Genomic DNA, 26,196 nt, shown 5'->3' with positions numbered 1-26,196 from the left:
GGCTGCGCGCCGGCCAACAACCATTGACCTCTCCGCCGGATCACCACTCTGGCGTGACGCCGCACGACACCGTCACGAAAGGGCGTACGTGGCAGCCACCGATACACGTCAGACTGCTGATTCTCCATCAGAGTCAGAGCCACAATCTCCAGCCGTGGAGGCGGCCACCGTCACCGCTCCGGCAGCCAAGAAGGCTCCGGCGAAAAAGGCTCCCGCCAAGAAGGCAGCAGCAAAGAAAGCTCCGGCCAAGAAAGCTCCGGCCAAGAAGGCAGCAGCTAAGAAGGCCAGCCCCAAGAAGGCCGGCGATCCTGATGCCGAAGACGGCGATGTCGAGTTGGAAGACATCGACATCACGGACGGCGACCTTGCCGAGGTCGAGTCCGATGTCGTCGAGGTCGTAGCAGTCGGCGAAGACGAAGAGACCGCTGCAGAGCCGTCCGAGAAGGACAAGGCTTCCGGCGACTTCGTCTGGGACGAGGAAGAGTCCGAGGCTCTCCGCCAGGCACGCAAGGACGCCGAACTGACGGCGTCCGCCGACTCGGTTCGCGCTTACCTCAAGCAGATCGGCAAGGTCGCACTCCTCAACGCCGAAGAGGAAGTCGAACTGGCCAAGCGCATCGAAGCCGGCCTCTACGCCGTGCAGATCATGCAGGATCTTGCTGACAAGGGCGAGAAGTTGCCTGCGGCTCAGCGACGCGACATGAGCTGGATCTGCCGCGACGGCAACCGCGCCAAGAACCACCTCCTCGAGGCCAACCTCCGCCTGGTCGTCTCGCTGGCCAAGCGCTACACGGGCCGCGGCATGGCGTTCCTGGACCTCATTCAGGAAGGCAACCTCGGTCTGATCCGTGCAGTCGAGAAGTTCGACTACACCAAGGGTTACAAGTTCTCGACCTACGCCACGTGGTGGATCCGACAGGCCATCACCCGTGCGATGGCCGACCAGGCTCGCACCATCCGCATCCCGGTGCACATGGTCGAGGTCATCAACAAGCTCGGCCGTATCCAGCGTGAGCTGCTCCAGGACCTGGGCCGTGAGCCCACGCCGGAAGAGCTTGCCAAGGAAATGGACATCACGCCGGAGAAGGTGCTGGAAATCCAGCAGTACGCGCGTGAGCCGATCTCTCTCGACCAGACCATCGGCGACGAGGGCGACAGCCAGCTCGGTGACTTCATCGAGGACTCCGAAGCTGTTGTCGCAGTCGACGCCGTCTCGTTCACCTTGCTGCAGGATCAGCTGCAGTCGGTACTCGAGACGCTGTCCGAGCGCGAAGCCGGCGTGGTTCGCCTGCGCTTCGGCCTCACCGACGGCCAGCCGAGGACTTTAGACGAAATCGGACAGGTCTACGGCGTCACGCGTGAGCGTATCCGTCAGATCGAATCGAAGACGATGTCGAAGCTGCGCCACCCGTCGCGTTCGCAGGTTCTGCGCGACTACCTCGACTAGTCACACCAGCTATACGCAGAAGAGCCGCTCTCCGGATTTCCGGAGAGCGGCTCTTCTTCGTTTGCCGCCTCAGGCCAAGAGTGTGTCCCGGAGTTGTGCGATGTCCCCGTCGCTCAACTGCAGGCCGTCCCGGACGTAGTTGTCGAAGTTGCCGTACACCCGATCCACCGTGGCGAAAGACGTGTCCAGCCACGACTGTTCGACGCCGTCGATGAACGCACTCCCGGTGCGAGGTCCGGTGAGGTACTGGTTGCTGAGCATGTAGTCGGCGTTCACGTCGGCGCGGCTCACGCCGAGGAGGGTCAGAAGAACCGCAGTCATCCAGCCGGTACGGTCCTTGCCCGCCGAGCAGTGGTAGAGGACTGCACCCTCGGTGTTCGCGACGTTCACCAGAGCATCGTGGAATGCGCGGCTCGCCCCCGGATCGGTCGCCATCAACGCGTACATCGTGGGCATGTCCACCAGGGCCGGGAGGTTGGCGGGGTTGGTTCCGATGACGTCGAACCAGTTGGTTCGTGCCCCGTTCGGAATGCGGTCTTGCGAGAGCGTCCGTTCGACGACCGTGCGGAAGTCGTCCACCGATTCCACTCCGCGTTCGCTCAACGACGCGAGATCCGACGGCGTCAGCTTGTCGAGGGCATTCGAGCGAAACACCTTCCCCCACCGAACGGTCCGCCCCTCCTCGGTGACGTAGCCGCCGATGTCACGCGCGTTCGACGCACCCTCGAGATGCAGCGATCGGTCTGCGGCAACCTGCGCAGCTGCAGGTCCGGCTTGTTCGAGCGCGGGTATTCCCCCGGCGAGCGCCGGCACCGGACCGCACGAGAGGATCACCGCGCACAGGACTGTCGCGGCGGGACGGGCGATTCTGTTCGACATCCGGACAGAATAGGGCCGCAATCAGGACTTCGTACGAACCTTGATGTACAACGAGGCAACCGGTTCGATAACTCTTGCCGCCACTGGACCGATGACCGCCATCAGGAGCACGTAAGCCGTTGCCAATGCCGCCAGTTCGGCGTCGACCGCACCCGCGGACACCGCCAGCCCGGCGATGATGATGGAGAACTCACCGCGGGCGATCAGGGCGGCACCGGCGCGCGCTTGACCCATTCGCGCGACACCCTGACGTCTGGCCGCCCAGGCGCCGGTGATCAGCTTCGTGATCGCGGTGACGACGGCCAGGATCGCAGCCCACCCGAGGACGGGCGGAATGGAACTGGGATCGGTGTTGAGACCGAAGACCACGAAGAACATTGCAGCGAACAGATCTCGAAGGGGCTCGAGCACGCGACTGGCATTGTGCGCCGTCGACCCCGAGATCGCGATCCCGAGGAGGAACGCGCCCACAGCCGCCGACACCTGCATCGCCGAACTGATGCCGGCAACCAACAGTGCGGCACCGAGCAGCTTGAGCAGGAGCGTCTCGCTGTCGGGACTGTCCAGGAGCGCGGAGACGTACCGCCCGTATCGCAGGGCCACAACAAGAACCACGGTGATGACCAACAACGAGATCCCGACCGCTTCGAGCCCGCCCATGAAGCTGACGCCCGCAAGCATCGCGGTCAGAATCGGCAGATACAGCGCCATCGCCAGGTCTTCGAACACCAGAATCGACAGCACGACCGGTGTTTCGCGGTTACCGAGGCGCCCCAGGTCGCTGAGCACCTTGGCGATGATTCCCGAAGACGAGATGTAGGTGACGCCGGCCATGACCGTCGCCCCCACGACGCCCCAGCCGAGAATCAAGCCGACCACCGCGCCGGGAGTCGCGTTGAGGACGATGTCGACGATGCCCGCTACGCGTGAGCGTTTGAGACCGGTCACGAGCTCGGCCGCGGTGTATTCGAGCCCCAACAGCAACAAGAGCAGGACGATCCCGATCTCACTTGCCAGATGGGAGAACTCGCCGATGTCTCCGAGTTGGATGAAACCGCCCTGTCCGAAGCACAGGCCGCCGATCAGGTAGAACGGGATCGGCGACATCCCCACGCGAGCAGCGAGCCGTCCGAGCAGTCCGAGCGCGAAGAAGACCGCGCCGAGTTCGATCAGTGCGAGGGTGGTTGTGTCCACGCGCCAGTCAGCCGTTGGCCAAGATTTTTGCCGCTGCGGCCAAACCGTCCGGCGTTCCGACTGCTACGAGAAGATCTCCCCCGGTGAAGGTGAAGTCGGGGTTCGGGGACGGGCTGACCTGTCCGGCACGCATGACGGCGACGATGGAGACTCCGGTACGCGTGCGCATGCCGGTGTCCCCGAGGGTCTGCCCGTCGTAGCGCGAACCGTCCTTGATGTAGAGCTGTTTGGTTCGAATGCCCGGAAGGTCACGGTGCTCTTCTTCGAGCTGCGCAACGAGCTGTGGGGCACCCAGGAGATTGCTGAGCGCTGCCGCTTCCTCTGTGGTCAGAGGCAGCGAGGCAGCACACGCGTCAGGGTCGTCTGCCTTGGACACGATGAGGTCGGTATGACCGTCCCGATGGGTGACGACACCCACGCGACGACCGGAAGACAGAACAAAATCCTTGCGCGTCCCGATCCCCGGTAGTGGGGTGACTTCTACGTTCATATACCAACGGTAGCGCCGATCGGCGACCTGCATCGCGTGAGGGCCACAATCCGCCGGGAGCACTTCGCGGCGAGCGAACCGGCGCCCTACCGAACCGGCGAAAACACGCCGTTCTCGTCCGGAAGATACTCGACGACAGCGGTGACGGCTGCGACCGGAATCGGGGCGTACAGATGCGGGAATCGCATCGATTCCGGGTCAGAAGGGACACCCGGTTCGTACTTGACCTGACCACCGAGCAGGGCCGGATCGATGGCGAGAAGGACTATGTCTTCGCGGCCGGCGAAGATCCGATTCGCCGGGAGATGAACTTGCGCCGGAGTCGACATGTGAACAAATCCCTCCGCCTCGAATCCGTCGGGGATACGTTCGCCGTGCTGTTGTGCCCGCGCCCATTCCTCGCGCGTGCACATGTGGAGCAACTCGACGCTCTCGTCGACAAGTGGTTCGCGTCCCGGGTTCATCCGCCCAGAATATCGGGCTGAGGTCGGCGATTCGAATCAGCTGTCAGCGAACAATCTTCACCCGAGAATGCCTGCCCAGCGCATTTCCAGTGAGACACAACACTAAGAAACGCCTTCGGGAACAACCCGTAAACCCCAAACGTCTGTAAGAGTGGATCTACCGCGCCATTCCGACGCGGCGGACCAGGCCCCAGGCACGCGGCCCGAATGCCGCAAAGCCAGTACGGAGGAGTCATGCCCGGAACACTGACCAGCCCACAGTTGACCGCTGCCGACCGGTGCGACCGGTGCGGTGCCGGAGCACGCGTACGCGCCGTGCTTCCCACCGGCGGCGAGCTTCTCTTCTGCGGACACCACGCAACCGAACACGCGGATCGACTTCGCGAGATGAATGCCGTCGTCTCCGAAAGCGAACCCGCAATCTGACCTGTCAGCCGGGGGTGGCCTCTTCACGAGGCGCGCCATGAACGCCAGAACGGGCGATCACATTCACTGTGATCGCCCGTTCTGCCGTTCCGGGGCCGCAAGCACGCGAAGCGTGCGGGACCGGTATCGGCTGCTACCAGCTGCGTAGGATCGCGATGCGCTCGGTCAGCTGATCGACAGTCGCGATGGCCGTCGGCGGGCCTCCGCACACTCGGCGAAGTTCCGCGTGAATGATGCCGTGTGGTTTGCCGGTGCGGTGAACGTTCATCGCCACCAACCCGTTCAGCTCCTTGCGGAGCGCTCCGAGCTGATCTGCCGTGGCCGCTCGATCGGATACCACTGCCGCCGTGGGTTGCGGTGCGGCGGCCTTGGCCGAGTTGGCCTCGACCTGTGTCTGCTGGCGTTGACGCAGCAATGCCCGCATCTGATCGGCGTCGAGTAGGCCTGGCAGACCGAGGTAGTCGGCTTCCTCGTCACTTCCGGCGAATGTCGCGGTACCGAAGGACGATCCGTCGTAGATCACCTGGTCGAGTTCGGCATCGGCGCCCAGGGACGTGAACGCCTTCTCCTCCTCGCCCAGCTCGTCCTTCTGCTTGTTCGCATCGGCGAGCAGGTCGTCTTCGAGGCCGTCCTTCTCACGATGCGGCTTGCCGAGTACGTGGTCACGCTGAGCCTCGAGCTGTGCAGCAAGGTCGAGAAGCACCGGCACCGACGGCAGGAAGACGCTGGCAGTTTCGCCCTTACGACGCGAACGCACGAAGCGCCCGATCGCCTGAGCGAAGTACAGCGGGGTCGACGCGCTGGTCGCGTACACACCGACCGCCAGACGGGGAACGTCGACGCCCTCGGACACCATGCGCACCGCGACCATCCATTTCTGGTCGCTCGCACCGAATTCGGCGATTCGCTTGGACGCGGTGGGGTCGTCGGACAGCACGACGGCCGGCTGTTCGCCGGTGATCGCTGTCAACGCCTTCGCGTACTCGCGGGCCACCGTCTGGTCCGTCGCGATGACAAGTCCACCGGCATCGGGCATACCCGTACTGCGCAGCTGCGCCAAACGGGTGTCTGCTGCTTGCAGCACGGCAGGAATCCAGTCGCCGGCAGGGTCCAAGGCCGTACGCCATGCCCGAGTCGTCTGCTCGGCGCTCAGCGGCTCGCCGAGCCGAGCGGTGAATTCCTCGCCGGCGTTGTTTCGCCACCGTGCCTCGCCCGAGTAGGCGAGAAACACGACGGGGCGAACCACGCCGTCCTTGAGGGCATCCGAATATCCGTAGGAGTGATCGGCTTTCGAGCGGAGCAGACCTTCCTTGTCCGGCTCGTACTCGACAAAAGGAATGGCACTGTCGTCACTGCGGAACGGAGTTCCGGTCAGTGCGAGACGCCTGGTCGCGTCGCCGAACGCCTCACGAATGGCGTCGCCCCAGCTCTTGGCGTCGCCGCCGTGGTGGATCTCGTCGAGGATGACCAGCGTCTTGCGGCCCTCGGTGCGCACACGGTGCTTCGACGGGTGCGAGGCAACCTGGGCGTAGGTCAGCACGACGCCGTGATAGTCACTCGAGGTCTGGCCGGTCGAGTTGGAGAACCGCGAGTCCAATGCCAGGCCGGATCGCTGAGCGGACTCCGCCCACTGGTGCTTGAGGTGCTCGGTCGGCGCCACGACGGTTATCTGGTCGACCGTCCGGTCACGGAGCAATTCCGAAGCTACCCGCAGAGCGAAGGTGGTCTTACCTGCTCCCGGCGTTGCGACCGCCAGGAAGTCACGCGGACTGCTGGAAAGGTACTTGGTCAGTGCACGGCGCTGCCATGCACGAAGGGAACCGGTAGGGGCGCCAGGTTGGGTTCCCGCGGATTGAGCTCCGGCGGGTTCGGGCGAATTGCCGAACTCGGCTGCCACGGTCTCAGACGTCATAGGCCGCGCCTCCACTGGAATCGCACTGTTGTCTCGCGCTCCTCGAATTTTCATCAATGTCCGGCGACGAGCCTAGCCGCCGCCACCGACGAAAGCCGCACTCGAAGCGCGTACTCATGGCCGTTCTCACTCCGGCCGGCGAGGTTTCGCTGCTCTCGCATCCTGCCGACCTGCACGCGAATTGTCTCAGAAATGTGCGACACGTCGGCGCCATGGTTGGGCAACCGGGTGTGTCGTCAGGGATGCTGGAGACATCATGAGTGAAGCGCGAGGCGAGAAGTCGAGCGGAAGTGATCTGCACCACCGCAGATGGCATCCGCTACGCCGCACCGGGCAGTTGATCGGTCGCACACTGAGCAAGGCCTGGGACGATTCCATCTTCGGAAAGGCGGCTACGGCCGCGTTCTGGCAAACGCTGTCACTGGCTCCCCTGCTGCTGGGCCTTCTCGGAATGATCGGCTACATCGGTGGGTGGTTCGGACCCAACACCGTCGAGATCATCGAATCCAAGATCGTCACGTTCAGCGGAACGATCTTCAGCGAAAGCGTCGTCGACCAGATCATCCGCCCGACGGTGACGGACGTCCTTCAGCGCGGACGACCGGAGATCATCTCGGTGGGCTTCCTGCTCTCCCTGTGGGCGGGATCGTCGGCGATCAGTACGTTCGTCGACTCGATCGTGGAAGCACACGGTCAGCAGGATGCGCGCAATCCCATCTGGCAGCGCATCTTCGCCCTGCTGCTCTACGTGATGTTCCTGGTGATGGCGGTGTTCATCCTGCCGCTGGTAGCTCTCGGGCCGACGCTCGTCGGGCGAGCACTGCCGGCCTCCTGGTACGTGGTCGGCTCGAATCTGGTCGACACGTTCTACTACCCCGCTGTCGGTCTGCTGGTGATCATCGGCCTCACGACGCTCTACAAAGTCGCTCTACCGAAGTCGCTGCCGTGGCATCGGCTGCTCGCGGGCGCGCTGGTCGCCGGTGTGTTCTTCATGGCCGCCAGTACCGGATTGCGCTGGTACCTGGGATTTGTCACCAGCACCGGCTACACGTACGGCGCACTGGCAACGCCGATCGCATTTCTGCTCTTCACGTTCTTCCTCGGTTTTGCCGTCGTCCTCGGCGCCGAGTTCAACGCGACGGTTCAGGAGTTCTGGCCGGCTCGTGCCACTCGGATGGAGCAGATGCGAGAGTGGCTTGCGGCTCAGAACACCGACGACGAGACCGGTCCGGTCACCAACCTGACCTGGCACCTGGCCACCAGCCCGATCCGCATCTCGGGCGACAAAGCGGATCCGGCCACGGTCCCCTCGTACGGGCGGCCCCGCAGCAGACAAACAGAGTCGCGCCAGAACTCGTGCGTCGACCAAGATCCCTGCGATGAACCGCAGGCAGACGCGAAGAGCCCGGCGGCCGACTGCGTCGAGGCTGTCGATCCGCCGAGCTCCGGAAGTACTCCCGCGCGCGTGACCCGAGGTCAGTCGCCCTTGCGGAGCCCTTCGTAAATCTTCTTGCAGTCCGGGCACACCGGTGATCCCGGCTTGGCGGACTTCGTCACGGGAAACACCTCGCCGCACAGCGCGACGACATGGGTTCCCATGACGGCGCTCTCGGCGATCTTGTTCTTCTTCACGTAGTGGAAGAACTTCGGGGTGTCGTCGTCGGTCGTTTCGTCGGTGGAGACGTCGGGACGTTCCTTGGTTTGAGTGCTCACCCCTCCAATAATGCCGTCTCCGTCACAGCGGTGCGACCCACGGGTCGTGTGCAATTGTCGGCCGAGAGTGGAACAGTGGAGTCATGGCACGAAATGGCGCGTTCGGCAGGTCCGACGAGGCCGGGACTCCCGATAATCCCGTACTGATCACCGAAGCGCAAAAGTCCGTCGAAGAACAGCACAAAGCCCGAGTGCGCAAGTACATGATCATCATGTCCTTCCGGTTCCCGGCGTTGATCCTCGCGGCGATCGCGTACGGCATCTGGGCCAACGCCTGGATCTCGATGCTCATCATCGGTGCATCCATTCCGCTTCCCTGGATCGCCGTCCTGATCGCCAACGACCGACCACCGCGCACCAAGGACGAACCGAGCCGATACGACGGACGAAAGAAGACCGCAGGCGAGATCGAATCCGCGACGCACCACACCATCGAAGGCTGACAAGTTCCGCCTGCGAGAATGACGGGGTGAGAAGCGAAACGCTCCTGTCCATCACCCCTGCGCTGCGTGAGGCCCTGCTTCGCAATCGATTCGACACGGGAACCATGCTCGAGGCATTGGGTCCCGAAGTTCACGCCGCTCTCGGCCGAAGTGAGCCGGTACCCGTGCGCCGCGCCACCCGAGAACTCGGGGACCTGGGCGTTCTCATCAGACTGTTCCTTCTCGCCGATGATTGCCCAGCAGGCGACGTCGCCGCGGCGTTGACTCCGCTGACAATTGCGCAGTGCGTCGACGCCGGCCTGCTCGAAGGTGAAAACTTCGACAGTGAGAATCCGCTCGTGCGGGCCGCGGTCGATCTTCGCCCCATCGACGTCGGCGACGGCGACCGTTGGGTGATCTCGGATCTCGACGGCGGAATCCGTCCCAAGAAGGCCACGGCCGATCACGTGCTGGGCGTCGGACATGCGTCACTGTCCTTGCTGCAGGCCACGCCCACCGCGAAGGTCGGCAGCGTGCTCGACCTCGGTACGGGATGCGGCATCCAAGCCCTGCACGCAAACACGTACGCCGATTCGGTCACCGCAACCGACATCAACCAACGCGCCGTCGACCTCACGGCCGCAACCATGGCGCTCAACGGACTGGACGTCGAACTGCTTCAAGGCTCCTGGTTCGAACCCGTCGAGGGTCGAACCTTCGACCAGGTGGTCGCCAATCCCCCGTTTGTCGTCGGCGAGGCACGCGTCCATCACACGTACCGCGATTCCGGCCTCGATCTCGACGGTGCGAGCGAATTGATGATCTCGCGCTCGATCGACTATCTGAACCCCGGCGGCACGGCAGCACTGTTGGCCTCATGGGTGCACATCGAAGGACAGGACTGGCGTTCGCGGATCGCGTCGTGGCTGCCGGCGCACGGCGTCGACGCCTGGGTGGTGCAGCGCGACGTGGCGGACCCAGCTCTGTACGTCGGCACGTGGCTCAAGGACGGCGGGCAGGATCCGCGAGATCCGGAATCGGCATCGAGAGCAAACGCCTGGCTGGATCACCTCGAAGAAGCCGATGTCGAGGGCGTCGGCTTCGGTTTCGTGTTCCTTCGCCGCACCGACTCCCCCACCGACCTGATGGCCGAGGACCTCATGCACGGCTTCTCGGACCCGCTCGGGGCCGAGGCGCTCGCTTACTTCGACCGTCTTGCCTGGTTGCGTGAACACGACGTCCTCGAGGAGCGATTCGTCCTCGATCCGGACACGGCTCTCGAACGCGTCTACCTCCCCGGCGACGAGGGATGGCAGCAAGTGGTCACGCGTGTGCACCGCGGCAACGGACCGCACTGGCAGCACGAGATCGACGAGCTCGGTGCTGCGCTGCTGGCCGGGCTCCGAGCGGACGGACTGGTGGTCGACGAACTGGTCGAACTTCTTGCCGCGGCGAACGGCGAAGACCCGGACCAGCTACGTGAGGCCGTCGTCACATTGCTGGTCTCGCTTGTCCGGCACGGGTTGGTGCTTCCCGTCACGAACTGAGTTCCCGGTGAGTTGCAGATTTTTGTGTTCTCAGCAACTTCTCAGGACGACTGGGAAATAACTGCAGGTCACGGCGTTTTAGCGGAAATCGGCGCGGGAACTTTCCCGGAACTCTCACACGTTGAACTGTGTGAGAGACCGCCGATAGGGAGGCAAGTCATGACAAGCCCCAGTACCACTACTCGCATTCGTCCGAGCGCCGCAGATCTGGACGCCCAGAGCCCGGCCGCAGACCTGGTCCGCGTCTACCTGAACGGGATCGGTCGTACTGCACTGCTGACAGCAGCAGACGAGGTCGAACTGGCGAAGCGAATCGAAGCGGGGCTGTACGCCAGCCACGTCCTTGCCACGGGAAAGCGCCTGACAGTCGCCAAGAAGAGGGATCTCGCAACGATCGTTCGCGAGGGACAGTCGGCGCGTAGCCACCTCCTGGAAGCGAACCTGCGACTCGTCGTGTCGCTGGCCAAGCGCTACACCGGCCGCGGAATGCCGCTCCTCGATCTCATTCAAGAAGGCAACCTCGGACTCATCCGTGCCATGGAGAAGTTCGACTACGCCAAGGGCTTCAAGTTCTCGACGTACGCCACCTGGTGGATCCGTCAGGCGATCACCCGCGGAATGGCTGATCAGAGCCGCACCATCCGGCTCCCAGTCCACCTTGTGGAGCAGGTCAACAAGCTCGCCCGCATCAAGCGTGAACTGCACCAGCAGCTCGGGCGCGAAGCGACGGACGACGAGTTGGCCGAAGAGTCGGGCATCCCGGCGCACAAGATCGCGGACCTGCTCGACCACAGTCGCGACCCGGTAAGCCTGGACATGCCCGTCGGTAACGACGAAGAAGCACCTTTGGGCGACTTCATCGAAGATTCCGAGGCAACTTCGGCGGAGAACGCCGTCATCGCCGGTCTGCTGCACAGCGATGTGCGCAGCGTGCTCGGGACGCTCGACGAGCGCGAGCAGCAGGTCATCCGACTTCGCTACGGTCTCGACGACGGCCAGCCTCGCACCCTCGATCAGATCGGCAAGCTCTTCGGCCTCTCGCGTGAGCGGGTTCGTCAGATCGAGCGTGAGGTCATGGGCAAGCTCCGCGTCGGCGATCGCGCCGAGAAACTGCGTTCCTACGCGAGCTGATCAAACAACACAGCACGTGCGTCAGCGCGCCACACCACTCGCGCTGACGCACCGCACAAAGCACCGGCCACCGCTTATTCCCTCCCCCTCGGGAATGTGCGGTGGCCGGTGTTGTTCGCTGTGTCTACCGCAACCGCAGCGCCTACCGCAGACGCTGTATCTACCGCAGACGCCTGGGGCCCAGGTCGATTGCGCTCGGCTCGGGCCCGATGCGTACTCGCGAATCGGTGATCTCCGCGCCGGTAGCCGAAGCAAGTACCGGCTCACAGGCCAGTTCGCGGACTTCCGGAATGTCGTCGGCCAGCGCCGAGATCCGCTGGACCAGATCGACCAAGGCACCCTTGTTGACCGGAACGGCATTTCGATATCCGGAGAGCAGCGGCGCTGCCTTGGGTGCGTCGATCAACTCCGTAGCAGCGTCTTCCGTGAGCGGCAGTACGCGATAGGCACGGTCCCCGAGGAGATCTGAGATCACACCGGCGAGACCGAATGAGATCAGCGAACCGAACGACGGGTCGTCTTGGACACCAACCACACACCCGATGCCCTTGGTTGCCATTTTCTGCACGTGCAGCAGCGGTTCACCCGACGCGGCCGCGAGATCTCGGTAAGCGAGGCGCACCGATTCAGGTCCACTCAGATCCAGCCTGACGCCGCCCAGATCCGGTCGGTGGCGCCACATTTCGCCGGTTGCCTTGACCGCGACCGGGTAGCCGACAGCATCCGCTGCCTCTACAGCTTCGTCTTCGCTCAGGACCGAACGGAATTCGACGACTGCAACCCCGTAGCACTCGAGAAGAGCTGCTGCTTCGACGTCCGAAAGCCAACGGCCAGGCGAGTTTTCAAGCCAGGCGGCCACCATCTTCTGGGCTCGTTCGGAGTCGATTCCCGCGGGGCGAACAACCTTCGACGCAGGCTTGCTGCGCCACTCCGCGTAACGCCAGGCCCTCGCCAACGCCAGTGCGGCGCGCTCCGGCCCCGGGTAGGACGGCACCGAACCGCGGGTCGGGTTTCCGACTTCGTCGCGGACCGCCAGGACGTCCGGCACACCCTCGGCTGCGAGGAACGTCGTGAGAATCGGCTTGTCCGAGCCGGCGACGGCGTCTTTGAGTGCTTTCGCGAACGGCTCGACCGGAATGGCAACCGGAGGAACGAAGACGGCGATGACGGCATCGACGTCGAACGACGCCAACGCGTCGCGCACGGCAGCGGCGAACAGTTCCGGACTCGCCTGGGCGCCAAGGTCGACCGGGTCGCTGACCTGCAAACCTTCACTGCGGGCGGCGTCCGCGGCAAGGACACCGAGCGCGGTCGAGTTGCCGATGACAGCAAGCCGTGGACCGGCCGGCAACGGCTGGTATCCGAAGAGCAAGGCACAGTCGAACAATTGTGAAATGGAGCCGACCTGGATGACGCCCGCCTGTTCGAAGAGGGCGCGGACGATGGAATCGTCGATCTCGACTCCGGTGGCGGCGAGAACCGGCGGAACCGCGTGCCGACCGCTCTTGACCGCGACGATCGGCTTCTTCCGCGCAACTCGGCGGGCGATCCGGGAGAACTTTCGTGGGTTGCCGAAGCTTTCGAGGTAGAGAAGGACCACTTCGGTGGACTGGTCGGAATCCCAGTACTGCAGAAGGTCGTTGCCCGAGACGTCCGCACGGTTGCCGGCAGAAACGAAGGCGGACAACCCGATTCGGCTGCGCGCAGCTTCGTCGAGAATGGCGATACCGAGCGCGCCGGACTGACAGAAGAAGCCCACGTTGCCTGCCACCGGCAAGACCGGCGCGAGAGTCGCATTCAACGAGATCGCGGGGTCGTTGTTCGCCACTCCCAGTGCATTCGGACCGATGAGGCGCATTCCGTGAGCGCGTGCTGCATGGACCAGTTTGCGTTCGGACGAGCGTCCGTCCGGACCGCTCTCGCTGAAGCCCGACGAGACCACCACCAGCGCTTTGACGCCCTTGTCGAGGCAGTCGTCGAGTACCGAATTGATCGATTCTGCAGGTACAGCCACGACGGCGAGATCGACGTCGTCAGGAATGTCGCGAACAGTTGGGTACGCCCGCACCCCGTGAACCGAACGATGCTCCGCGTTGACGGGGTAGACCGGTCCGGTGAATCCGCCGCGCAGCAGGTTGGTCAACACCGCGTTACCCACCTTGGCGGGGTCCGCTGATGCGCCGATCACTGCCACCGATCGTGGACTCAGCACGTTTCCCATGCTGCGGGCCTCAGCTGCCCGCTCACGCGAATTACGTACTGAAACAAGCGCTTCCGTCGGGTCGATCGCGAATTCGAGGCGCAGCACGCCACCGTCGAACGAGCGGCTCACCTGATACCCCGCCTCACGGAACACCGTCACCATGTTGCGGTTCTCGGACAGGACCTCGGCGACGAACATCGTCAGGCCGTTCTCGGCCGCTGCTGCTGCCAGGTATTCGAGCAGGATCGGGCCGAGGCCGCGCCCCTGGTGTGCGTCGGCGACGACGAAGGCGACCTCGGCAGACTTTCCGTCACCGACGTCGAGGAGTCGCTCGTAGCGACCCACCGCGATGATCTCGTCGCCGAGCATCATCACGAAGGCGACGCGGTTGTGGTGGTCGACCGTCGTGAAATTCTTCACGTCGCGCGCCGACATCGTGGGGTACGGGCCGAAGTAGCGCAGGTACCGAGTGCGCTCGGAGAGTTTGCCGTGGAATTCGACGAGCTTGTCCGCGTCCTCGGGAACGATGGGTCGCAACGCCACCGCGCCGCCGTCGGAGGCGAGAACGTCGACTACCCACGAATGGGGATAGGTGTGAGCCGGGTCGGTCTTCGGCGCCTGGTCGCTCGCGCCACCGGCATCGGTATCGGACTGTTCAGTCACGGGGATCCTCCGGGTCGAGTCCGAGTAGCGGGAACGAAGCACGGCGTGTGGCGATGATCGCCGAGTCGATTCGGGTGAGTGCACGGTCCACCGACGCGACACCTGTCTCCGGTGTACCACCCGGGCCGTCCCACGGGGTGTATGCGACATCTCCGCCGTCGCCCATGGTCGGCGGGAGGTCGACGCTCGGCGCTCGCAGCTTCGTCGATTCCTTCCACTCGTCAGGCACAGCTGTGTCGACGTCGACCTCGCGATCGAGCGCGGCAGCGATCAGGTGAGTCCATGCCCTCGGCACGACGCGAACCAGTCCGTATCCGCCGCCGCCGACTGCCAGCCACCGGCCCTCGGAGTAGCGGTCGGCAAGATCGCGCATTGCCAGGAACGCTGCTCGCTGGCCGTCGACGGTCAGAGCGAGGTCCGCGAGCGGGTCCTCGCGGTGCGAGTCGACTCCGCACTGACTGATGATGATCTGCGGGCGGAAGGCTGCGATGGCTCCCGGAACGACGGCGTGAAATGCGCGCAGCCACAACGCGTCGACGGTTCCGGGAAGCACCGGGATGTTCACCGCTGTACCTTCGGCCGCGCCGTCACCGACCTCGCTCGACCATCCGGTGTTGGGCCACAACGTCGCCGGATGCTGATGCAGCGAGACGGTGAGCACCCGAGGGTCCCCGAGGAACGCATGTTGCACACCGTCGCCGTGATGAGCGTCGACGTCGATGTAGGCGATGCGGTCGTAGCCGTTGTCGAGCAGCCACGAAATCGCCACAGCCGCATCGTTGTAGACGCAGAATCCCGAAGCCCAATCCGCCATCGCGTGGTGCATGCCGCCGCCGATGCTGACCGCGCGTCGCGTACGTCCCGAAGCGATTTCCTGCGCTGCGGCCAGCGAGCCGCCGGCGAGGATCGCACTTGCCTCGTGCATGTGCGGGAAGACCGGGTTGTCCTCGGTACCGAGCCCGTGGGGAACATCCTGGCCGCTCACACCGTTGTTCGCAGAGTTACCCGCGTCTTTGACCGCTGCAAGATATGCCGGTGTGTGGATTCTGAGGAGGTCGGCATCGGACGCGGCGCTCGGTTCGAGAAATTCGATGCCCTCGAGAAGTCCGAGGCTTCGCGAGAGTGCCATCGTGAGATCGAGGCGAGTGGGATTCATCGGGTGATCGGCGCTCCACCGATAGCTCAGGTACTCCGGACTCCACACCACGACTCGATTCGCTCGAGACGCCGCGGGGTCCCCGTCAGATCTGATCGACGCGGTCATGGGATCACGCTACTTCCTTCTCGTTTCGTGCCGCACACCACACTCGTGGCCCGCTTCGGAGACCGAGATCGAGTGACACGAATCCAATTCGGACACGCGCTGGACTCGCCGCAGTGGAGGCGGCACCGGAACCACGAACTGAACGGTAGAATGATCAACTGACGAAGGGGTTGAGTGTGAAGGATCTAGTCGACACCACGGAGATGTATCTCCGGACGATCTACGACTTGGAAGAAGAGGGCGTAGTCCCACTCCGGGCGCGGATCGCCGAACGGCTCGAACAGAGCGGACCCACCGTCAGCCAGACAGTTGCGCGTATGGAGCGCGACGGCTTGCTGATGGTCGCCGGCGATCGACATCTGGAACTCACCGACAAGGGTCGCGATCTCGCGATCTCTGTCATGCGTAAGCACCGGTTGGCAGAGCGCCTACTGGTGGACGTCATCGGTCTCAAATGGGAAGACGTACATGCCGAGGCATGCCGTTGGGAGCACGTGATGAGCGAGGAGGTCGAGCGTCGGCTCGTCGTCGTTCTGAACAACCCCACGACGTCGCCATACGGCAACCCGATTCCGGGCTTGGACCAGTTGGGACTCGACGGCCCGGTTGCCACCACCGAAACGTTGGTGCGCCTGACCGATATTCCGCACGGCGCACAGACAGCTGTGGTCGTTCGGCGACTCGCCGAGCACGTGCAGTCCGATCCCGAGGTGATCGCGCAGCTGCGTGACGCCGGCGTCGTTCCCGACGCCAGGGTGACGGTCGAAACCCGTCCGGGCTCGGTGACCATCATCGTGCCGGGTCACAGCGGGTTCGACCTGTCCGAGGAAATGGCTCACGCCGTTCAGGTCAAGCAGGTCTGAGGAACTAGATGAAACTCCTGGTCACCGGCGGCGCCGGTTACGTCGGCAGTGTGTGCAGCACTGTGTTGCTCGAGCGTGGACACGAAGTTGTCGTCATCGACGACCTCTCCACCGGAAATGCCGACGCGGTGCCTGCCGGTGCCGAGTTCATCGAAGGGGATGTGGGGGCGCTGGCCGCCGACATCCTCGGCAATGCGGGTTCACCGGTTTTCGACGGCGTACTTCACTTCGCTGCGCAGTCGCTGGTCGGCGAATCCGTGCTGCACCCCGAAAAGTACTGGCGCGGAAACGTCGTCACGACCATCGAATTGCTCGAGGCGATTCGTGTCTCCGGCACTCCCCGGCTCGTGTTCTCTTCCACCGCCGCAACGTACGGCGAGCCGGAGCAGTCCCCCATCGTGGAAACCGCTCCGACCCGCCCTACGAATCCGTACGGCGCGACCAAGCTCGCGATCGATCATGCGATCACCTCGTACTCGATCGCCCACGGCCTCGGCGCTACCAGCTTGCGCTACTTCAACGTCGCGGGTGCGTACAAGTCCGCCGGCGAGAACCGGGTGATCGAAACGCACCTGATTCCGCTCGTCCTTCAGGTCGCACTCGAGCAGCGAGACAAGATCTCGGTATTCGGAACCGACTGGCCCACGCCGGACGGCACCGCGGTACGCGACTACATACACGTGCTTGACCTCGCCGAAGCGCATCTGCTGGCGCTCGAATCCTCGGTTCCCGGCGAGCACCGCATCTACAACCTCGGAAGTGGTGCCGGCTTCAGCGTGCGCGAGGTGATCGCTGCCTGTGCGCGGGTCACCGGCCTGCCGATCAACGTCGAAGACGCGTCACGACGGCTGGGTGATCCGGCCGTACTGATCGCATCGAGCGACAAGGCGATTGCCGAGTTGGGTTGGACGCCCACGCGTACCGATCTCGACGTCATAGTCGCCGATGCATGGCAGTTCTTCCAGGATCTGGGCGACCGCTCACACGCTGCTCGCTAGCTTCCACTCGGCAGCGCCGGCGGCAAGCCGGCAATTCCGAGCGATTCGCCGATGGACAATCCGACGGCCGCAAGGTCACGGATCCCATCGGGGTGCACACCGGATTGGAGCGATAAATCCAGCAATCCGGCCAAGGTATGTTCCGAATCGGCCGACAGAGCGGCCGACAGCGCAACACCTGCCAGGGGCCCGTCGCCGCGCACGTATGCAAAGAACCCGAGAAGTGTTGCCGGCCAAGCTCGTTCGGGAGACGGTACTTCATGGGTAAGTACGAGCCACAAGTGTTCGGCATGTGCGGCAACCGACGTGATCGCCAGACCCAACACCACGTCGCGCACGTGAACGTCCGTCAAAGCGACCACCAGATCGGCGCATTCCTGCGGGTCAGGGTAGTAAGTGCCCGCCTCCACACGGCGGACATGTTCCAACACCAGATCGACCCGGCGCTGAACTGCTGCATCACGGCCTGATCCTCCGCTGCACTCACTCGATTCTCGGCGGCTCGCGATCAGTCGGGCAATCGCGTCGTGATTGCGAGCGGCACCGTGTACCCACCGGACCAGTTCCTCGCGCGAACGGCGAATGACCCTCCCGCCCAACACTTGCGCCGCCGCGACCGACGAAGATGCCGGGTCTGGCAGGGTGCCGCGGTGAATCGAACGCGTGACGCTCGTCCACGGCTGGCCGGATTCTATTGCGGCCGTGCACAATACGTCAGCCAGATCGACGCAGGTTCCGCCGAGCATGTCTTCGAATACCTCGGCCAGCTCGATCGTTTCGTCAATGAGAGTTTCAGCTGTCGAGCAATCGGTGATCACCACGAGAACGACCGCACGCGCTCCTTCCCCGTCACACACGGCGGCGAACTGGCGCAGCGCCGCGCTCATCTGCCTCGCAGGCTTTCCCTTGACGCTGGGAAAGTAGTCGTGTCGCATTACCGGGCCGAGCGTCGAGGCGGAGGCGCCCATCAGAGACAGCGCAACGACGGAGTTGGACGGATGGAATCCCAGGAGGGCGGGTATTGCCGCGATCAATTCGCCTGGATCGGAAACACGTTCAACGCGTCCGAAAAGGGCCAGGTCGTCGTCGGAGAATTCGAATTCTCCGGGAAGAGGTGATGTGGTCATGCACAGACCCTCGCCGATCGCCCCGATGCCGCCATCCGCTCGACCAGGGAAAACAGCGACGTCGAATTCGTCTGTGGATTATCGAGTCATTTGGGGACGAACTATCGCGCCGCACCGAAAAGGTCCGCTCTGTGTCGGACCCGTGTGCTGCGAAATCACTTGCCTGCTTTGACCTTCTGTACGGCTGCGGTGAACGCTTGATCCAGAGGTGCCGTCGAGGGCGTCGCAGAACCGAACGTCATCAGTGTTGTTGCTACCCGTACGTCGCCGACCTGCGCGATCAATGTCAGCATCGTCTGATCGCCGGCTGCGGCTTTGGGGGACACGACGGTGCGGCGAAGTGACATCGTCTTGTCGGCATCGATCGGCGACGGCGGAAGAATTTCCGTCGTCACTGTAGTGGTGACGCCGTTCGCAGTGACCGTCATGGACGGGCACTGGCGCGTTTGCGCTTCCAACTCGTCCAGTGGTGCATCGACCTTCGTGAGTTCGACCGAAATCGTTGCCCTCGTCGCATTGTCGGTCCCGACCGCCATCACGGTCCCGTTCGGACCGTAATCCTGTTCCGGTGGCTCACATTCGGATGGATCGACGGTGGCACCGCGTGGGACGCCGACTAGATCCGGCGCTGCCATCGGAACGGCCTGCGGGGGCAGCACAACAGCGCCGAAGGGCTCGGGAAATTCCTCGGGAGTCAGCAGCAGTTCGGACAACGGTGCCGCCGTTTTCGGAGAGGTGGATTTCGGCGTCGAGGATTTGGGTGCAGTCGTCGTACTCGGCGCCGCCGAGCCGCTGTCGGTCGCACCGGCAGTCGCCGGCGCGGAGTCCGGAACGGGTGCACCTTGGACCGACCCGGAGCAGCCCGCGAGTAGTGCAACGGCGGCCACCGCAGCAAGGGAGCATGCGGCCACTCGCCTGGACGATCGTGGACACACCCGCATGTAAGCCTCCGCACTCGACCTCGACCGATCCCGACAATCGACCAATGCATTTCGGACAAATCGGCCGTGCCGACCTTGTCTTCCACTCTGCCATGTCCGAAGCCGCGCACCCGACATCTAGCGAACGCCCAGGCCAAGTGTCGAAAGATACCGCTCGGCTTCGCTCTCGGCGAACGTCCGTCTCGTCGGATCGGGAATGATCGGTCACCGACTCGGTGTTCTTACCGATGAACGTCTGATCCAGTGCTGTCGGGCACCTGACTCCGATGCTGTCGAGCGTGCGCCGATAGTGGACACTTGAGATCAAGACCGAAGAGCGAAGGGGACTGCGATGGACGAACAGTCGAGGATGTACGAGCTGGAATTTCCGGCGCCCCAGTTGGCGGCTGCCGACGGCCAGGGACCGATCCTGATTCACGGACTCGAGGGTTACTCCGACGCCGGTCACGCCGTGAAGTTGGCGACGACGCATCTGCGGGAAAGCCTGGAAACCGAGCTTGTCGCGTCGTTTGCTGTCGACGAGCTGATCGACTACCGCTCACGTCGACCAACGATGACGTTCAAGGCCGATCATTTCTCCGATTACGACGCTCCGGCGCTCAATCTGTACGCACTGCGCGATACGGCCGGCACGCCGTTCCTGCTGCTCGCAGGGATGGAACCGGACCTCAAGTGGGAGCGGTTCACCACAGCCGTTCGTCTGTTGTCCGAACAGCTGGGAGTGCGTCGAACCATCGGGCTCAACGCGATTCCGATGGCAATCCCGCACACCCGACCGCTGGGTGTGACAGCACATTCGACCAACAAGGACCTGATCCAGGACCATCAGCGTTGGTCAGGTGAACTGCAGGTTCCCGGCAGCGCATCGTCACTCCTCGAGCTTCGTATGTCTCAGCACGGGCACGAGGCGATGGGCTTTTCGGTGCATGTCCCCCACTACCTCGCGCAAACGGACTACCCGGGCGCCGCAGAGACTTTGCTCGAAAACGTTTCCGAGGTTTCGGATCTGGAATTGCCCTTGGTTGCACTGGGTGAGGCCGCGGCGCGCGTTCGGGAACAGGTTAACGAGCACATAGCCGGGAACGAAGAAGTTCAGACTGTAGTCCACGCTTTGGAGCGTCAATACGACACTTTTGTCGCCGCTCAGGAACAACAGTCGTCCCTTCTGGCCGGCGAGGCCGACCTTCCCAGCGGTGACGAGATCGGCGCAGAGTTCGAAAAGTTCCTGGCCGAACAGGCAGGAAATGACGACTTCGGCTCAGCTGGAGACCTCGATCGAGGCGACAACTGACGAAAATGTGACGGGCGGGGCGCATAATTCGACATTGTGCGCATTCCGCAACCCCTCCGTTACCTGGGCTGTTGTTCAGGACACATCCGTCGGATAGCCTCAAACTCTGTGTGATTTTCGTTGACGGCTCAACAACTGGAGCAGACAGTCAACGTGGTCACACGCCGAGCCAGGAGGCGACATGAGCAGACCACGGAACCGTCAGCTCCGACCGGTCCCCGACGAGGAACCGCGGATGATGTTCCGGACGATTCACGGCTACCGACGCGCATTTCGGATAGCCGGCGAGGGTCCGGCAGTACTGCTCCTGCACGGAATCGGCGACAACTCGTCGACGTGGACCGAGATCATTCCCCACCTCGCCAAGAAGTACACGGTCATCGCACCTGACCTGTTGGGTCACGGCCGCTCCGACAAGCCGCGCGCAGATTACTCGGTAGCCGCGTACGCCAACGGCATGCGTGATCTCCTGTCGACACTCGGTATCGAGCACGTCACCGTCATCGGGCATTCGCTCGGCGGCGGCGTCGCGATGCAGTTCTCCTACCAATTCCCACACATGGTGGATCGCCTCGTGCTGGTCTCGGCCGGTGGCGTCACCAAGGACGTCCACCCGCTGCTGCGGCTCATGTCCGTTCCGGTGGTCAACGAGGTCGTCAAACTGCTCCGGATACCTGGCGCGATGCCGCTCGTCCGGATGGCCGGAAACCTTGCCGGTGTCGTCCACGGTTCGAATCTGCGCCCCGGCACCATGCTGCACGACACGCCAGACCTGATTCGAGTGCTCGCTGATCTCCCCGACCCCACTGCCTACGAGGCTTACCTTCGTACGCTGCGGGCAGTCGTGGACTGGCGCGGGCAGGTCGTCACGATGCTCGACCGCTGTTATCTGACCGAGAATCTGCCGGTTCAACTGATCTGGGGCGACGACGACTCCGTCATTCCCGTCTCCCACGCTCACCTCGCGCATGCGGCGATGCCGAACTCACGTCTCGAAATCTTCCCCGGCTCGGGCCACTTCCCGTTCCGCGACGATCCGATGCGTTTCCTGCAGATCGTCGAAGATTTTCTTTCCAGCACCGCACCACTCGTCTTCGACGAGGCCCGCTGGCGTCACATGCTGATCTCCGGCGTCGGCGAGAACACCATCACCGGAACGTCGTCCACCCGCATGGCAGTGCTCGACGCCATGGGCTCGGACGAGCGAAGCGCAACCTGATCCGCGGTTGCGGCTAGCCTGTACGAGTGCTGCTGACGGAACTTCTCCCCGACAACGCGGATCCTGATTCCGTTTTCGACGCCTTCTCTTCGTGGACCCTCGAACGAGGTTTGACGCTCTATCCTGCCCAGGAAGAGGCCGTCATGGAGTTGGTCTCGGGTGCAAACGTGATCCTTGCGACGCCGACCGGGTCCGGCAAATCGATGGTAGCGATCGGCGCGCATTTCTATGCGATGTCGCTCGGCAAGCGCACCTATTACACAGCGCCGATCAAGGCCTTGGTGAGCGAGAAGTTCTTTGCGCTGTGTGAAGTCTTCGGAGCCGAGAACGTCGGCATGATGACCGGCGACGCCGCCGTGAACTCGTCGGCGCCGATCATTTGTGCGACGGCAGAGATCGTCGCGAATCTCGCACTGCGAGAGGGCCCGAACTCCGATATCGGCCAAGTCGTGATGGACGAGTTCCATTTCTACTCCGAACCCGATCGAGGTTGGGCGTGGCAGGTTCCGCTCATAGAGTTGCCGCACGCGCAGTTCCTCTTGATGTCGGCAACTCTCGGTGAGGTCGACTTCTTCTCCGAGGATCTGACGCGTCGCACCGGGAAGCCCACCACCGTCGTCTCCGGCACGGAACGCCCTGTGCCTTTGATGTTCTCGTACGCGACCACGCCGGTCGGCGAAACCATCGAAGATCTGGTGACCACCAACCAGTCCCCCGTCTACATCGTGCATTTCACGCAGGCGGCCGCGCTCGAGCGCGCCCAGGCACTGACGAGCGTCAACTTCTGTTCCAAGGCCGAGAAGGAAGCGATCGCCGAAGCGCTGGGCGGTTTCCGCTTCACCACGGGGTTCGGAAAGACACTCTCGCGCCTGGTCCGGCACGGCATCGGCGTTCACCATGCGGGCATGTTGCCCAAGTACCGACGGCTCATCGAAGTTCTCGCGCAGGACGGGCTTCTCAAGGTGATTTGCGGTACCGACACTCTGGGCGTCGGAATCAACGTCCCGATCCGCACAGTGCTGCTGACCGGTCTCGCCAAGTACGACGGCGTCCGCACACGGCATCTGAAGGCCCGCGAGTTCCATCAGATCGCCGGCCGCGCGGGTCGTGCAGGCTACGACACGATGGGCACCGTTGTCGTCCAGGCACCGGAACACGAAGTGGAGAATCTGCGGGCAGTCGCCAAGGCCGGCGACGATCCGAAGAAGATCAAGAAGATTCAACGCAAGAAGGCTCCCGAGGGGTTTGTGTCCTGGAGCGAAGCGACGTTCGACCGCTTGGTCGCGGCATCGCCCGAACCGTTGGTGTCGCGATTCTCGGTCAGCAACTCGATGCTGCTCAATGTCATTGCCCGCCCGGGCAACTGCTTCGACGCGATGCGGCATCTGTTGGAGGACAACCACGAATCGCGTCCGGCGCGACGCAAGCACATCCTCAAAGCGATCTCGCTGTATCGCGGATTGCTCAGCGCCGGCATCGTGGAACGCCTCGACGAACCCGACGAGTACGGCCGCATGGCTCGGTTGACGATGGACCTGCAACGCGACTTCGCCTTGAACCAGCCACTCTCACCGTTCGCCTTGGCGGCATTCGAACTTCTCGACGTCGAATCCGACAGTTACGCACTCGATGTCGTCTCGATCATCGAGTCGACGCTCGACGATCCGCGTCAGGTTCTGATGGCGCAGCAGCACTTCGCACGCGGCGAAGCGGTGGCGCAGATGAAGGCGGACGGCATCGAGTACGAGGAGCGCATGGAGCTTCTCGAAGAGGTCACCTGGCCGAAACCGTTGTCGGACTTGCTGTTCCCGGCTTTCGAAATGTACCGGGGTGGCCACCCGTGGATCACCGAGTTCGCCCTCTCCCCCAAGTCCGTGGTGCGCGACATGATCGAACGCGCCATGACGTTTGCCGAATTGATCAGCCATTACGGACTTACCCGGTCCGAGGGCCTCGTCCTGCGCTACCTCGCCGACGCCTACCGCGCGCTGAGGCAAACCGTCCCGACCGAAGCGCGCACCGAGGAACTCGAAGACATCATCGAGTGGTTGGGCGAGCTGATCCGTCAGGTCGACTCGAGCCTGCTCGACGAGTGGGAGTCACTCACCGACCCCGGAGCCGAGGCAGACACGGAAGAGGTTGCGTTCGGCGCCGACATTCCCCGTCCCATCTCGGCGAACCCGCGCGCATTCCGCGTCATGGTGCGCAATGCGATGTTCCGACGCATCGATCTCGCGTCGCGTCGACAGTGGAACGAGCTGGAAAACCTCGAGGACGGTATCGAGGCCGCCGAGTGGGAAGAGCAACTACTGCCGTACTTCGAGGAGTACGCAACCATCGGAACCGGGCCGTCGGCGCGCGGTCCGGCGCTCTTCCAGGTCACTGAGGACGGAGAGTTCTGGCGGGTGCGGCAGGTGCTCGAGGATCCGGAGGGCGATCACGGATGGGCGCTGCTTGCCGTCGTCGACATCCCGGAATCGGATGCCGCGGGTGAAATCGTGTTCGACGAACTGAGCGTCGTAGAAGGCTAGCGCCTGTGCGCCTTTCTGGTAGTCATCGCTACCGGAAAGGCGCACAGGGGGCGTCAGCCCCTTCGAGCCTTCCGCGGCTGGTTACGACGCGCAGCGCGCTTTTCCTTGATGCGAACGTTTTCGGCCCGCACGTCGGCCTGAACAGCGCGTTCCTTTTCGAGCCAATCAGGCTTCTCTTCGAGGAGTGCGGCGATCTGATCCGTGGTGAGTGCTTCTTCGACGCCGCCGCGGGCCAGGCCGGCGATCGATACGCCCAGCTTGGCGGCGATGACCGGGCGAGGGTGCGGTCCGGTGCGTCGCAGCTCCAGCAGCCACTCCGGCGGATCGGTCTGCAGAGCGGTCAGCTCGTCACGAGTCACGTCGCCTTCCTGGAACTGCGCAGGTGTTGCTTCCAGGTACACACCCAGCTTCTTGGCAGCCGTCGTCGGCTTCATCGTCTGGGGAGTTTTGTTCGACGTCATGCAACAAGAGTAACCAGCCGATACGGGTGCTTTTACCAAGGCGGTAGCCTTGCCTGGTGACAGACGCGGATAGTCAGGCAATTTTTCGACTCGCGTACGCCCCGGGGGTGACGCCCACCAAGTGGGTCCGGGTGTGGCACGAGCGGCTCCCCGAGGTGCGTCTGGAACTTGTTCAGTTCCCGGTACTCGAACTCGAAGCTGCACTTCGCGCAGGTGAAGCAGATGCAGGTTTGGTTCGCCTGCCGATCGACCGGACCGGCATCAGCGCCATCTCGCTGTATGCGGAAACCCCGGTGGTGGTGGTACCGAAAGATCACGTGTTCACTACTGTCGATCAGATTTCCGTCGACGATCTGGCCGACGAGATAGTGCTCGATCCTCTCGACGACAGACTCGACTGGCCGACCCGTCCCGGAAAGACCGCCGCCGAGCGACCCGCGACCATCGCCGACGCCATCGAGTTGGTGGCCGCCGGCGTCGGAGTTGTCGTGGTTCCCCATTCGCTGGCGCGGTTCCACCATCGCAAGGACCTGACCTTCCGTCCGGTGGACGGTGCGCCCGAGGCTCCTGTGGCTTTGGCATGGATGGAGTCCAAGACCACAGATCTGGTCGAGGAACTTATCGGCATCGTGCGGGGCCGAACGGCGCAGAGTTCCCGCGGCCGAAACGGTGAGCCGGCGGAGAAGATCAAGGGCTCCGTCAAGGCCAAGATCGCGGCCCGCGAGCGTCGCGCAGAAGCTGCCAAGAACGGGCAGAAAGCTAAGGGCGCCGGCACCGCAAAGAACATATCCGGACGCAACGCCGGTTCCGGTAAGGCCAAGGCGGGCGGCAAATCAGGCAGCGGCAAGTCCGGTGGGACCAAGAGTTCGGGTGGCCGGTTCTCCGGAAAGCAGAAGGGCCGCTAGGGCTTTCACACAACCCCCTCGACCGCGAGGACGATGACGCGCCCCTCGAGGTCGGGTCATCTGGCATGCTCTATCCTCGATTCACTGTGATCTCGCAGATGAATT

General features: G+C 63.5%; 23 protein-coding genes. 12 read left to right on the top strand and 11 right to left on the bottom strand.

Translation table 11 applies throughout. The features are described from left to right. Positions 1–88: 88 nt before the first annotated feature. Positions 89–1,447, top strand: a complete 1,359-nt coding sequence (locus GJB56_RS06505; protein WP_019748245.1) for an RNA polymerase sigma factor — start codon at positions 89–91, stop codon at positions 1,445–1,447. A 69-nt stretch (positions 1,448–1,516) separates the two neighbouring features. Here the strand turns inward: GJB56_RS06505 and GJB56_RS06500 are convergent, their stop codons facing one another. The 4 genes from GJB56_RS06500 to GJB56_RS06485 all read right to left on the bottom strand — a co-directional run bounded on the left by GJB56_RS06500 (position 1,517) and on the right by GJB56_RS06485 (position 4,474). Beyond that, positions 1,517–2,326 carry a tyrosine-protein phosphatase gene (locus GJB56_RS06500; RefSeq protein ID WP_047888402.1) on the bottom strand — a complete coding sequence of 270 codons (810 nt, stop codon included), beginning with the start codon at positions 2,324–2,326 and terminating at the stop codon, positions 1,517–1,519. 21 nt (positions 2,327–2,347) lie between these two features. Beyond that, on the bottom strand, positions 2,348–3,520 hold the full coding sequence (locus GJB56_RS06495; RefSeq protein ID WP_003943778.1) for a cation:proton antiporter: 1,173 nt from the start codon (positions 3,518–3,520) through the stop codon (positions 2,348–2,350). Between the two features lie 7 nt (positions 3,521–3,527). Then, positions 3,528–4,010, bottom strand: a complete 483-nt coding sequence (locus GJB56_RS06490) for a cation:proton antiporter regulatory subunit (protein ID WP_021344116.1) — start codon at positions 4,008–4,010, stop codon at positions 3,528–3,530. A gap of 86 nt (positions 4,011–4,096) precedes the next feature. Next, on the bottom strand, positions 4,097–4,474 hold the full coding sequence (locus tag GJB56_RS06485) for a DUF952 domain-containing protein (RefSeq protein WP_019748242.1): 378 nt from the start codon (positions 4,472–4,474) through the stop codon (positions 4,097–4,099). Between the two features lie 234 nt (positions 4,475–4,708). Here GJB56_RS06485 and GJB56_RS06480 point away from each other — a divergent pair, with 234 nt between their 5' ends. After that, positions 4,709–4,900: a DUF7455 domain-containing protein gene (locus GJB56_RS06480; protein WP_003942643.1), complete on the top strand. Its 192-nt coding sequence runs from the start codon at positions 4,709–4,711 to the stop codon at positions 4,898–4,900. A 133-nt stretch (positions 4,901–5,033) separates the two neighbouring features. Here the strand turns inward: GJB56_RS06480 and GJB56_RS06475 are convergent, their stop codons facing one another. After that, on the bottom strand, positions 5,034–6,812 hold the full coding sequence (locus GJB56_RS06475) for a DEAD/DEAH box helicase (protein ID WP_020907558.1): 1,779 nt from the start codon (positions 6,810–6,812) through the stop codon (positions 5,034–5,036). Between the two features lie 256 nt (positions 6,813–7,068). Here GJB56_RS06475 and GJB56_RS06470 point away from each other — a divergent pair, with 256 nt between their 5' ends. Then, on the top strand, positions 7,069–8,316 hold the full coding sequence (locus tag GJB56_RS06470; protein ID WP_021344113.1) for a YihY/virulence factor BrkB family protein: 1,248 nt from the start codon (positions 7,069–7,071) through the stop codon (positions 8,314–8,316). Here the strand turns inward: GJB56_RS06470 and GJB56_RS06465 are convergent. Next, positions 8,289–8,525, bottom strand: coding sequence for a DUF3039 domain-containing protein (locus GJB56_RS06465; RefSeq protein ID WP_003942602.1), 237 nt, complete (start codon positions 8,523–8,525; stop codon positions 8,289–8,291). The two genes, GJB56_RS06470 and GJB56_RS06465, sit on opposite strands and share 28 nt — an antisense overlap. A gap of 83 nt (positions 8,526–8,608) precedes the next feature. Here GJB56_RS06465 and GJB56_RS06460 point away from each other — a divergent pair, with 83 nt between their 5' ends. The 3 genes from GJB56_RS06460 (at position 8,609) to GJB56_RS06450 (ending at position 11,625) form a co-directional block, all read left to right on the top strand. Then, entirely contained in the window at positions 8,609–8,968 is a 360-nt protein-coding gene (locus GJB56_RS06460) for a DUF3099 domain-containing protein (protein ID WP_019748237.1), read from the top strand. Positions 8,969–8,994: 26 nt separating this feature from the next. Continuing rightward, complete coding sequence (locus tag GJB56_RS06455; protein ID WP_019748236.1) at positions 8,995–10,494, top strand: DUF7782 domain-containing protein; 1,500 nt, start codon at positions 8,995–8,997, stop codon at positions 10,492–10,494. Positions 10,495–10,653: 159 nt separating this feature from the next. After that, positions 10,654–11,625 carry a sigma-70 family RNA polymerase sigma factor gene (locus GJB56_RS06450; protein WP_003942639.1) on the top strand — a complete coding sequence of 324 codons (972 nt, stop codon included), beginning with the start codon at positions 10,654–10,656 and terminating at the stop codon, positions 11,623–11,625. A gap of 160 nt (positions 11,626–11,785) precedes the next feature. On the opposite strand, the gene GJB56_RS06445 is transcribed toward GJB56_RS06450, so the two are convergent. Next, positions 11,786–14,491, bottom strand: a complete 2,706-nt coding sequence (locus tag GJB56_RS06445) for a bifunctional acetate--CoA ligase family protein/GNAT family N-acetyltransferase (RefSeq protein WP_020969494.1) — start codon at positions 14,489–14,491, stop codon at positions 11,786–11,788. Continuing rightward, positions 14,484–15,755 carry an acetoin utilization protein AcuC gene (locus GJB56_RS06440; protein WP_019748234.1) on the bottom strand — a complete coding sequence of 424 codons (1,272 nt, stop codon included), beginning with the start codon at positions 15,753–15,755 and terminating at the stop codon, positions 14,484–14,486. The genes GJB56_RS06445 and GJB56_RS06440 overlap by 8 nt, the downstream gene beginning before the upstream one ends. Positions 15,756–15,931: 176 nt before the next feature. Here GJB56_RS06440 and GJB56_RS06435 point away from each other — a divergent pair, with 176 nt between their 5' ends. Further along, on the top strand, positions 15,932–16,618 hold the full coding sequence (locus GJB56_RS06435) for a metal-dependent transcriptional regulator (protein ID WP_003942150.1): 687 nt from the start codon (positions 15,932–15,934) through the stop codon (positions 16,616–16,618). 8 nt (positions 16,619–16,626) lie between these two features. After that, a complete protein-coding gene (galE, locus tag GJB56_RS06430; RefSeq protein WP_113683574.1) occupies positions 16,627–17,616 on the top strand; it encodes a UDP-glucose 4-epimerase GalE in 990 nt (329 codons plus the stop codon). Here galE and GJB56_RS06425 read toward each other — a convergent pair. Both GJB56_RS06425 and GJB56_RS06420 read right to left on the bottom strand, forming a co-directional pair. Beyond that, a complete protein-coding gene (locus tag GJB56_RS06425) occupies positions 17,613–18,743 on the bottom strand; it encodes a DUF4192 domain-containing protein (RefSeq protein ID WP_113683573.1) in 1,131 nt (376 codons plus the stop codon). The two genes, galE and GJB56_RS06425, sit on opposite strands and share 4 nt — an antisense overlap. A gap of 155 nt (positions 18,744–18,898) precedes the next feature. Continuing rightward, positions 18,899–19,654: a sensor domain-containing protein gene (locus GJB56_RS06420; RefSeq protein WP_029255254.1), complete on the bottom strand. Its 756-nt coding sequence runs from the start codon at positions 19,652–19,654 to the stop codon at positions 18,899–18,901. A 361-nt stretch (positions 19,655–20,015) separates the two neighbouring features. On the opposite strand from GJB56_RS06420, the gene GJB56_RS06415 reads away from it, so the two are divergent. The 3 genes from GJB56_RS06415 (at position 20,016) to GJB56_RS06405 (ending at position 24,725) form a co-directional block, all read left to right on the top strand. Beyond that, complete coding sequence (locus GJB56_RS06415) at positions 20,016–20,975, top strand: proteasome assembly chaperone family protein (protein WP_003942198.1); 960 nt, start codon at positions 20,016–20,018, stop codon at positions 20,973–20,975. A 181-nt stretch (positions 20,976–21,156) separates the two neighbouring features. Beyond that, complete coding sequence (locus GJB56_RS06410) at positions 21,157–22,194, top strand: alpha/beta fold hydrolase (protein ID WP_113683572.1); 1,038 nt, start codon at positions 21,157–21,159, stop codon at positions 22,192–22,194. Positions 22,195–22,220: 26 nt separating this feature from the next. Continuing rightward, positions 22,221–24,725, top strand: a complete 2,505-nt coding sequence (locus tag GJB56_RS06405; protein ID WP_113683571.1) for a DEAD/DEAH box helicase — start codon at positions 22,221–22,223, stop codon at positions 24,723–24,725. A gap of 53 nt (positions 24,726–24,778) precedes the next feature. On the opposite strand, the gene GJB56_RS06400 is transcribed toward GJB56_RS06405, so the two are convergent. Beyond that, positions 24,779–25,186, bottom strand: a complete 408-nt coding sequence (locus GJB56_RS06400) for a DUF5997 family protein (protein WP_019748228.1) — start codon at positions 25,184–25,186, stop codon at positions 24,779–24,781. A 56-nt stretch (positions 25,187–25,242) separates the two neighbouring features. Here GJB56_RS06400 and GJB56_RS06395 point away from each other — a divergent pair, with 56 nt between their 5' ends. Further along, positions 25,243–26,091 (top strand): LysR substrate-binding domain-containing protein, encoded by an 849-nt coding sequence (locus tag GJB56_RS06395; protein ID WP_003942255.1) that lies wholly within the window; start codon positions 25,243–25,245, stop codon positions 26,089–26,091. Positions 26,092–26,196: the final 105 nt, after the last annotated feature.

Source organism: Rhodococcus sp. AQ5-07, assembly GCF_009707305.1.
In the GTDB taxonomy this organism is placed as follows: domain Bacteria; phylum Actinomycetota; class Actinomycetes; order Mycobacteriales; family Mycobacteriaceae; genus Rhodococcus_F; species Rhodococcus_F erythropolis.
Note: the sequence above shows the minus strand (reverse complement) of the source record. Positions and strands in the feature narration are given on the sequence as shown.

Coding starts and splice junctions, on each gene's coding strand:
- GJB56_RS06460 (WP_019748237.1), top strand. CDS start 8,609: ATGGCACGAAATGGCGCGTTCGGCAGGTCCGACGAGGCCGGGACTCCC.
- GJB56_RS06400 (WP_019748228.1), bottom strand. CDS start 25,186: ATGACGTCGAACAAAACTCCCCAGACGATGAAGCCGACGACGGCTGCC.
- GJB56_RS06500 (WP_047888402.1), bottom strand. CDS start 2,326: ATGTCGAACAGAATCGCCCGTCCCGCCGCGACAGTCCTGTGCGCGGTG.
- GJB56_RS06410 (WP_113683572.1), top strand. CDS start 21,157: ATGAGCAGACCACGGAACCGTCAGCTCCGACCGGTCCCCGACGAGGAA.
- GJB56_RS06475 (WP_020907558.1), bottom strand. CDS start 6,812: ATGACGTCTGAGACCGTGGCAGCCGAGTTCGGCAATTCGCCCGAACCC.
- GJB56_RS06490 (WP_021344116.1), bottom strand. CDS start 4,010: ATGAACGTAGAAGTCACCCCACTACCGGGGATCGGGACGCGCAAGGAT.
- GJB56_RS06485 (WP_019748242.1), bottom strand. CDS start 4,474: ATGAACCCGGGACGCGAACCACTTGTCGACGAGAGCGTCGAGTTGCTC.
- GJB56_RS06425 (WP_113683573.1), bottom strand. CDS start 18,743: ATGACCACATCACCTCTTCCCGGAGAATTCGAATTCTCCGACGACGAC.
- GJB56_RS06470 (WP_021344113.1), top strand. CDS start 7,069: ATGAGTGAAGCGCGAGGCGAGAAGTCGAGCGGAAGTGATCTGCACCAC.
- GJB56_RS06440 (WP_019748234.1), bottom strand. CDS start 15,755: ATGACCGCGTCGATCAGATCTGACGGGGACCCCGCGGCGTCTCGAGCG.
- galE (WP_113683574.1), top strand. CDS start 16,627: ATGAAACTCCTGGTCACCGGCGGCGCCGGTTACGTCGGCAGTGTGTGC.
- GJB56_RS06415 (WP_003942198.1), top strand. CDS start 20,016: ATGGACGAACAGTCGAGGATGTACGAGCTGGAATTTCCGGCGCCCCAG.
- GJB56_RS06480 (WP_003942643.1), top strand. CDS start 4,709: ATGCCCGGAACACTGACCAGCCCACAGTTGACCGCTGCCGACCGGTGC.
- GJB56_RS06450 (WP_003942639.1), top strand. CDS start 10,654: ATGACAAGCCCCAGTACCACTACTCGCATTCGTCCGAGCGCCGCAGAT.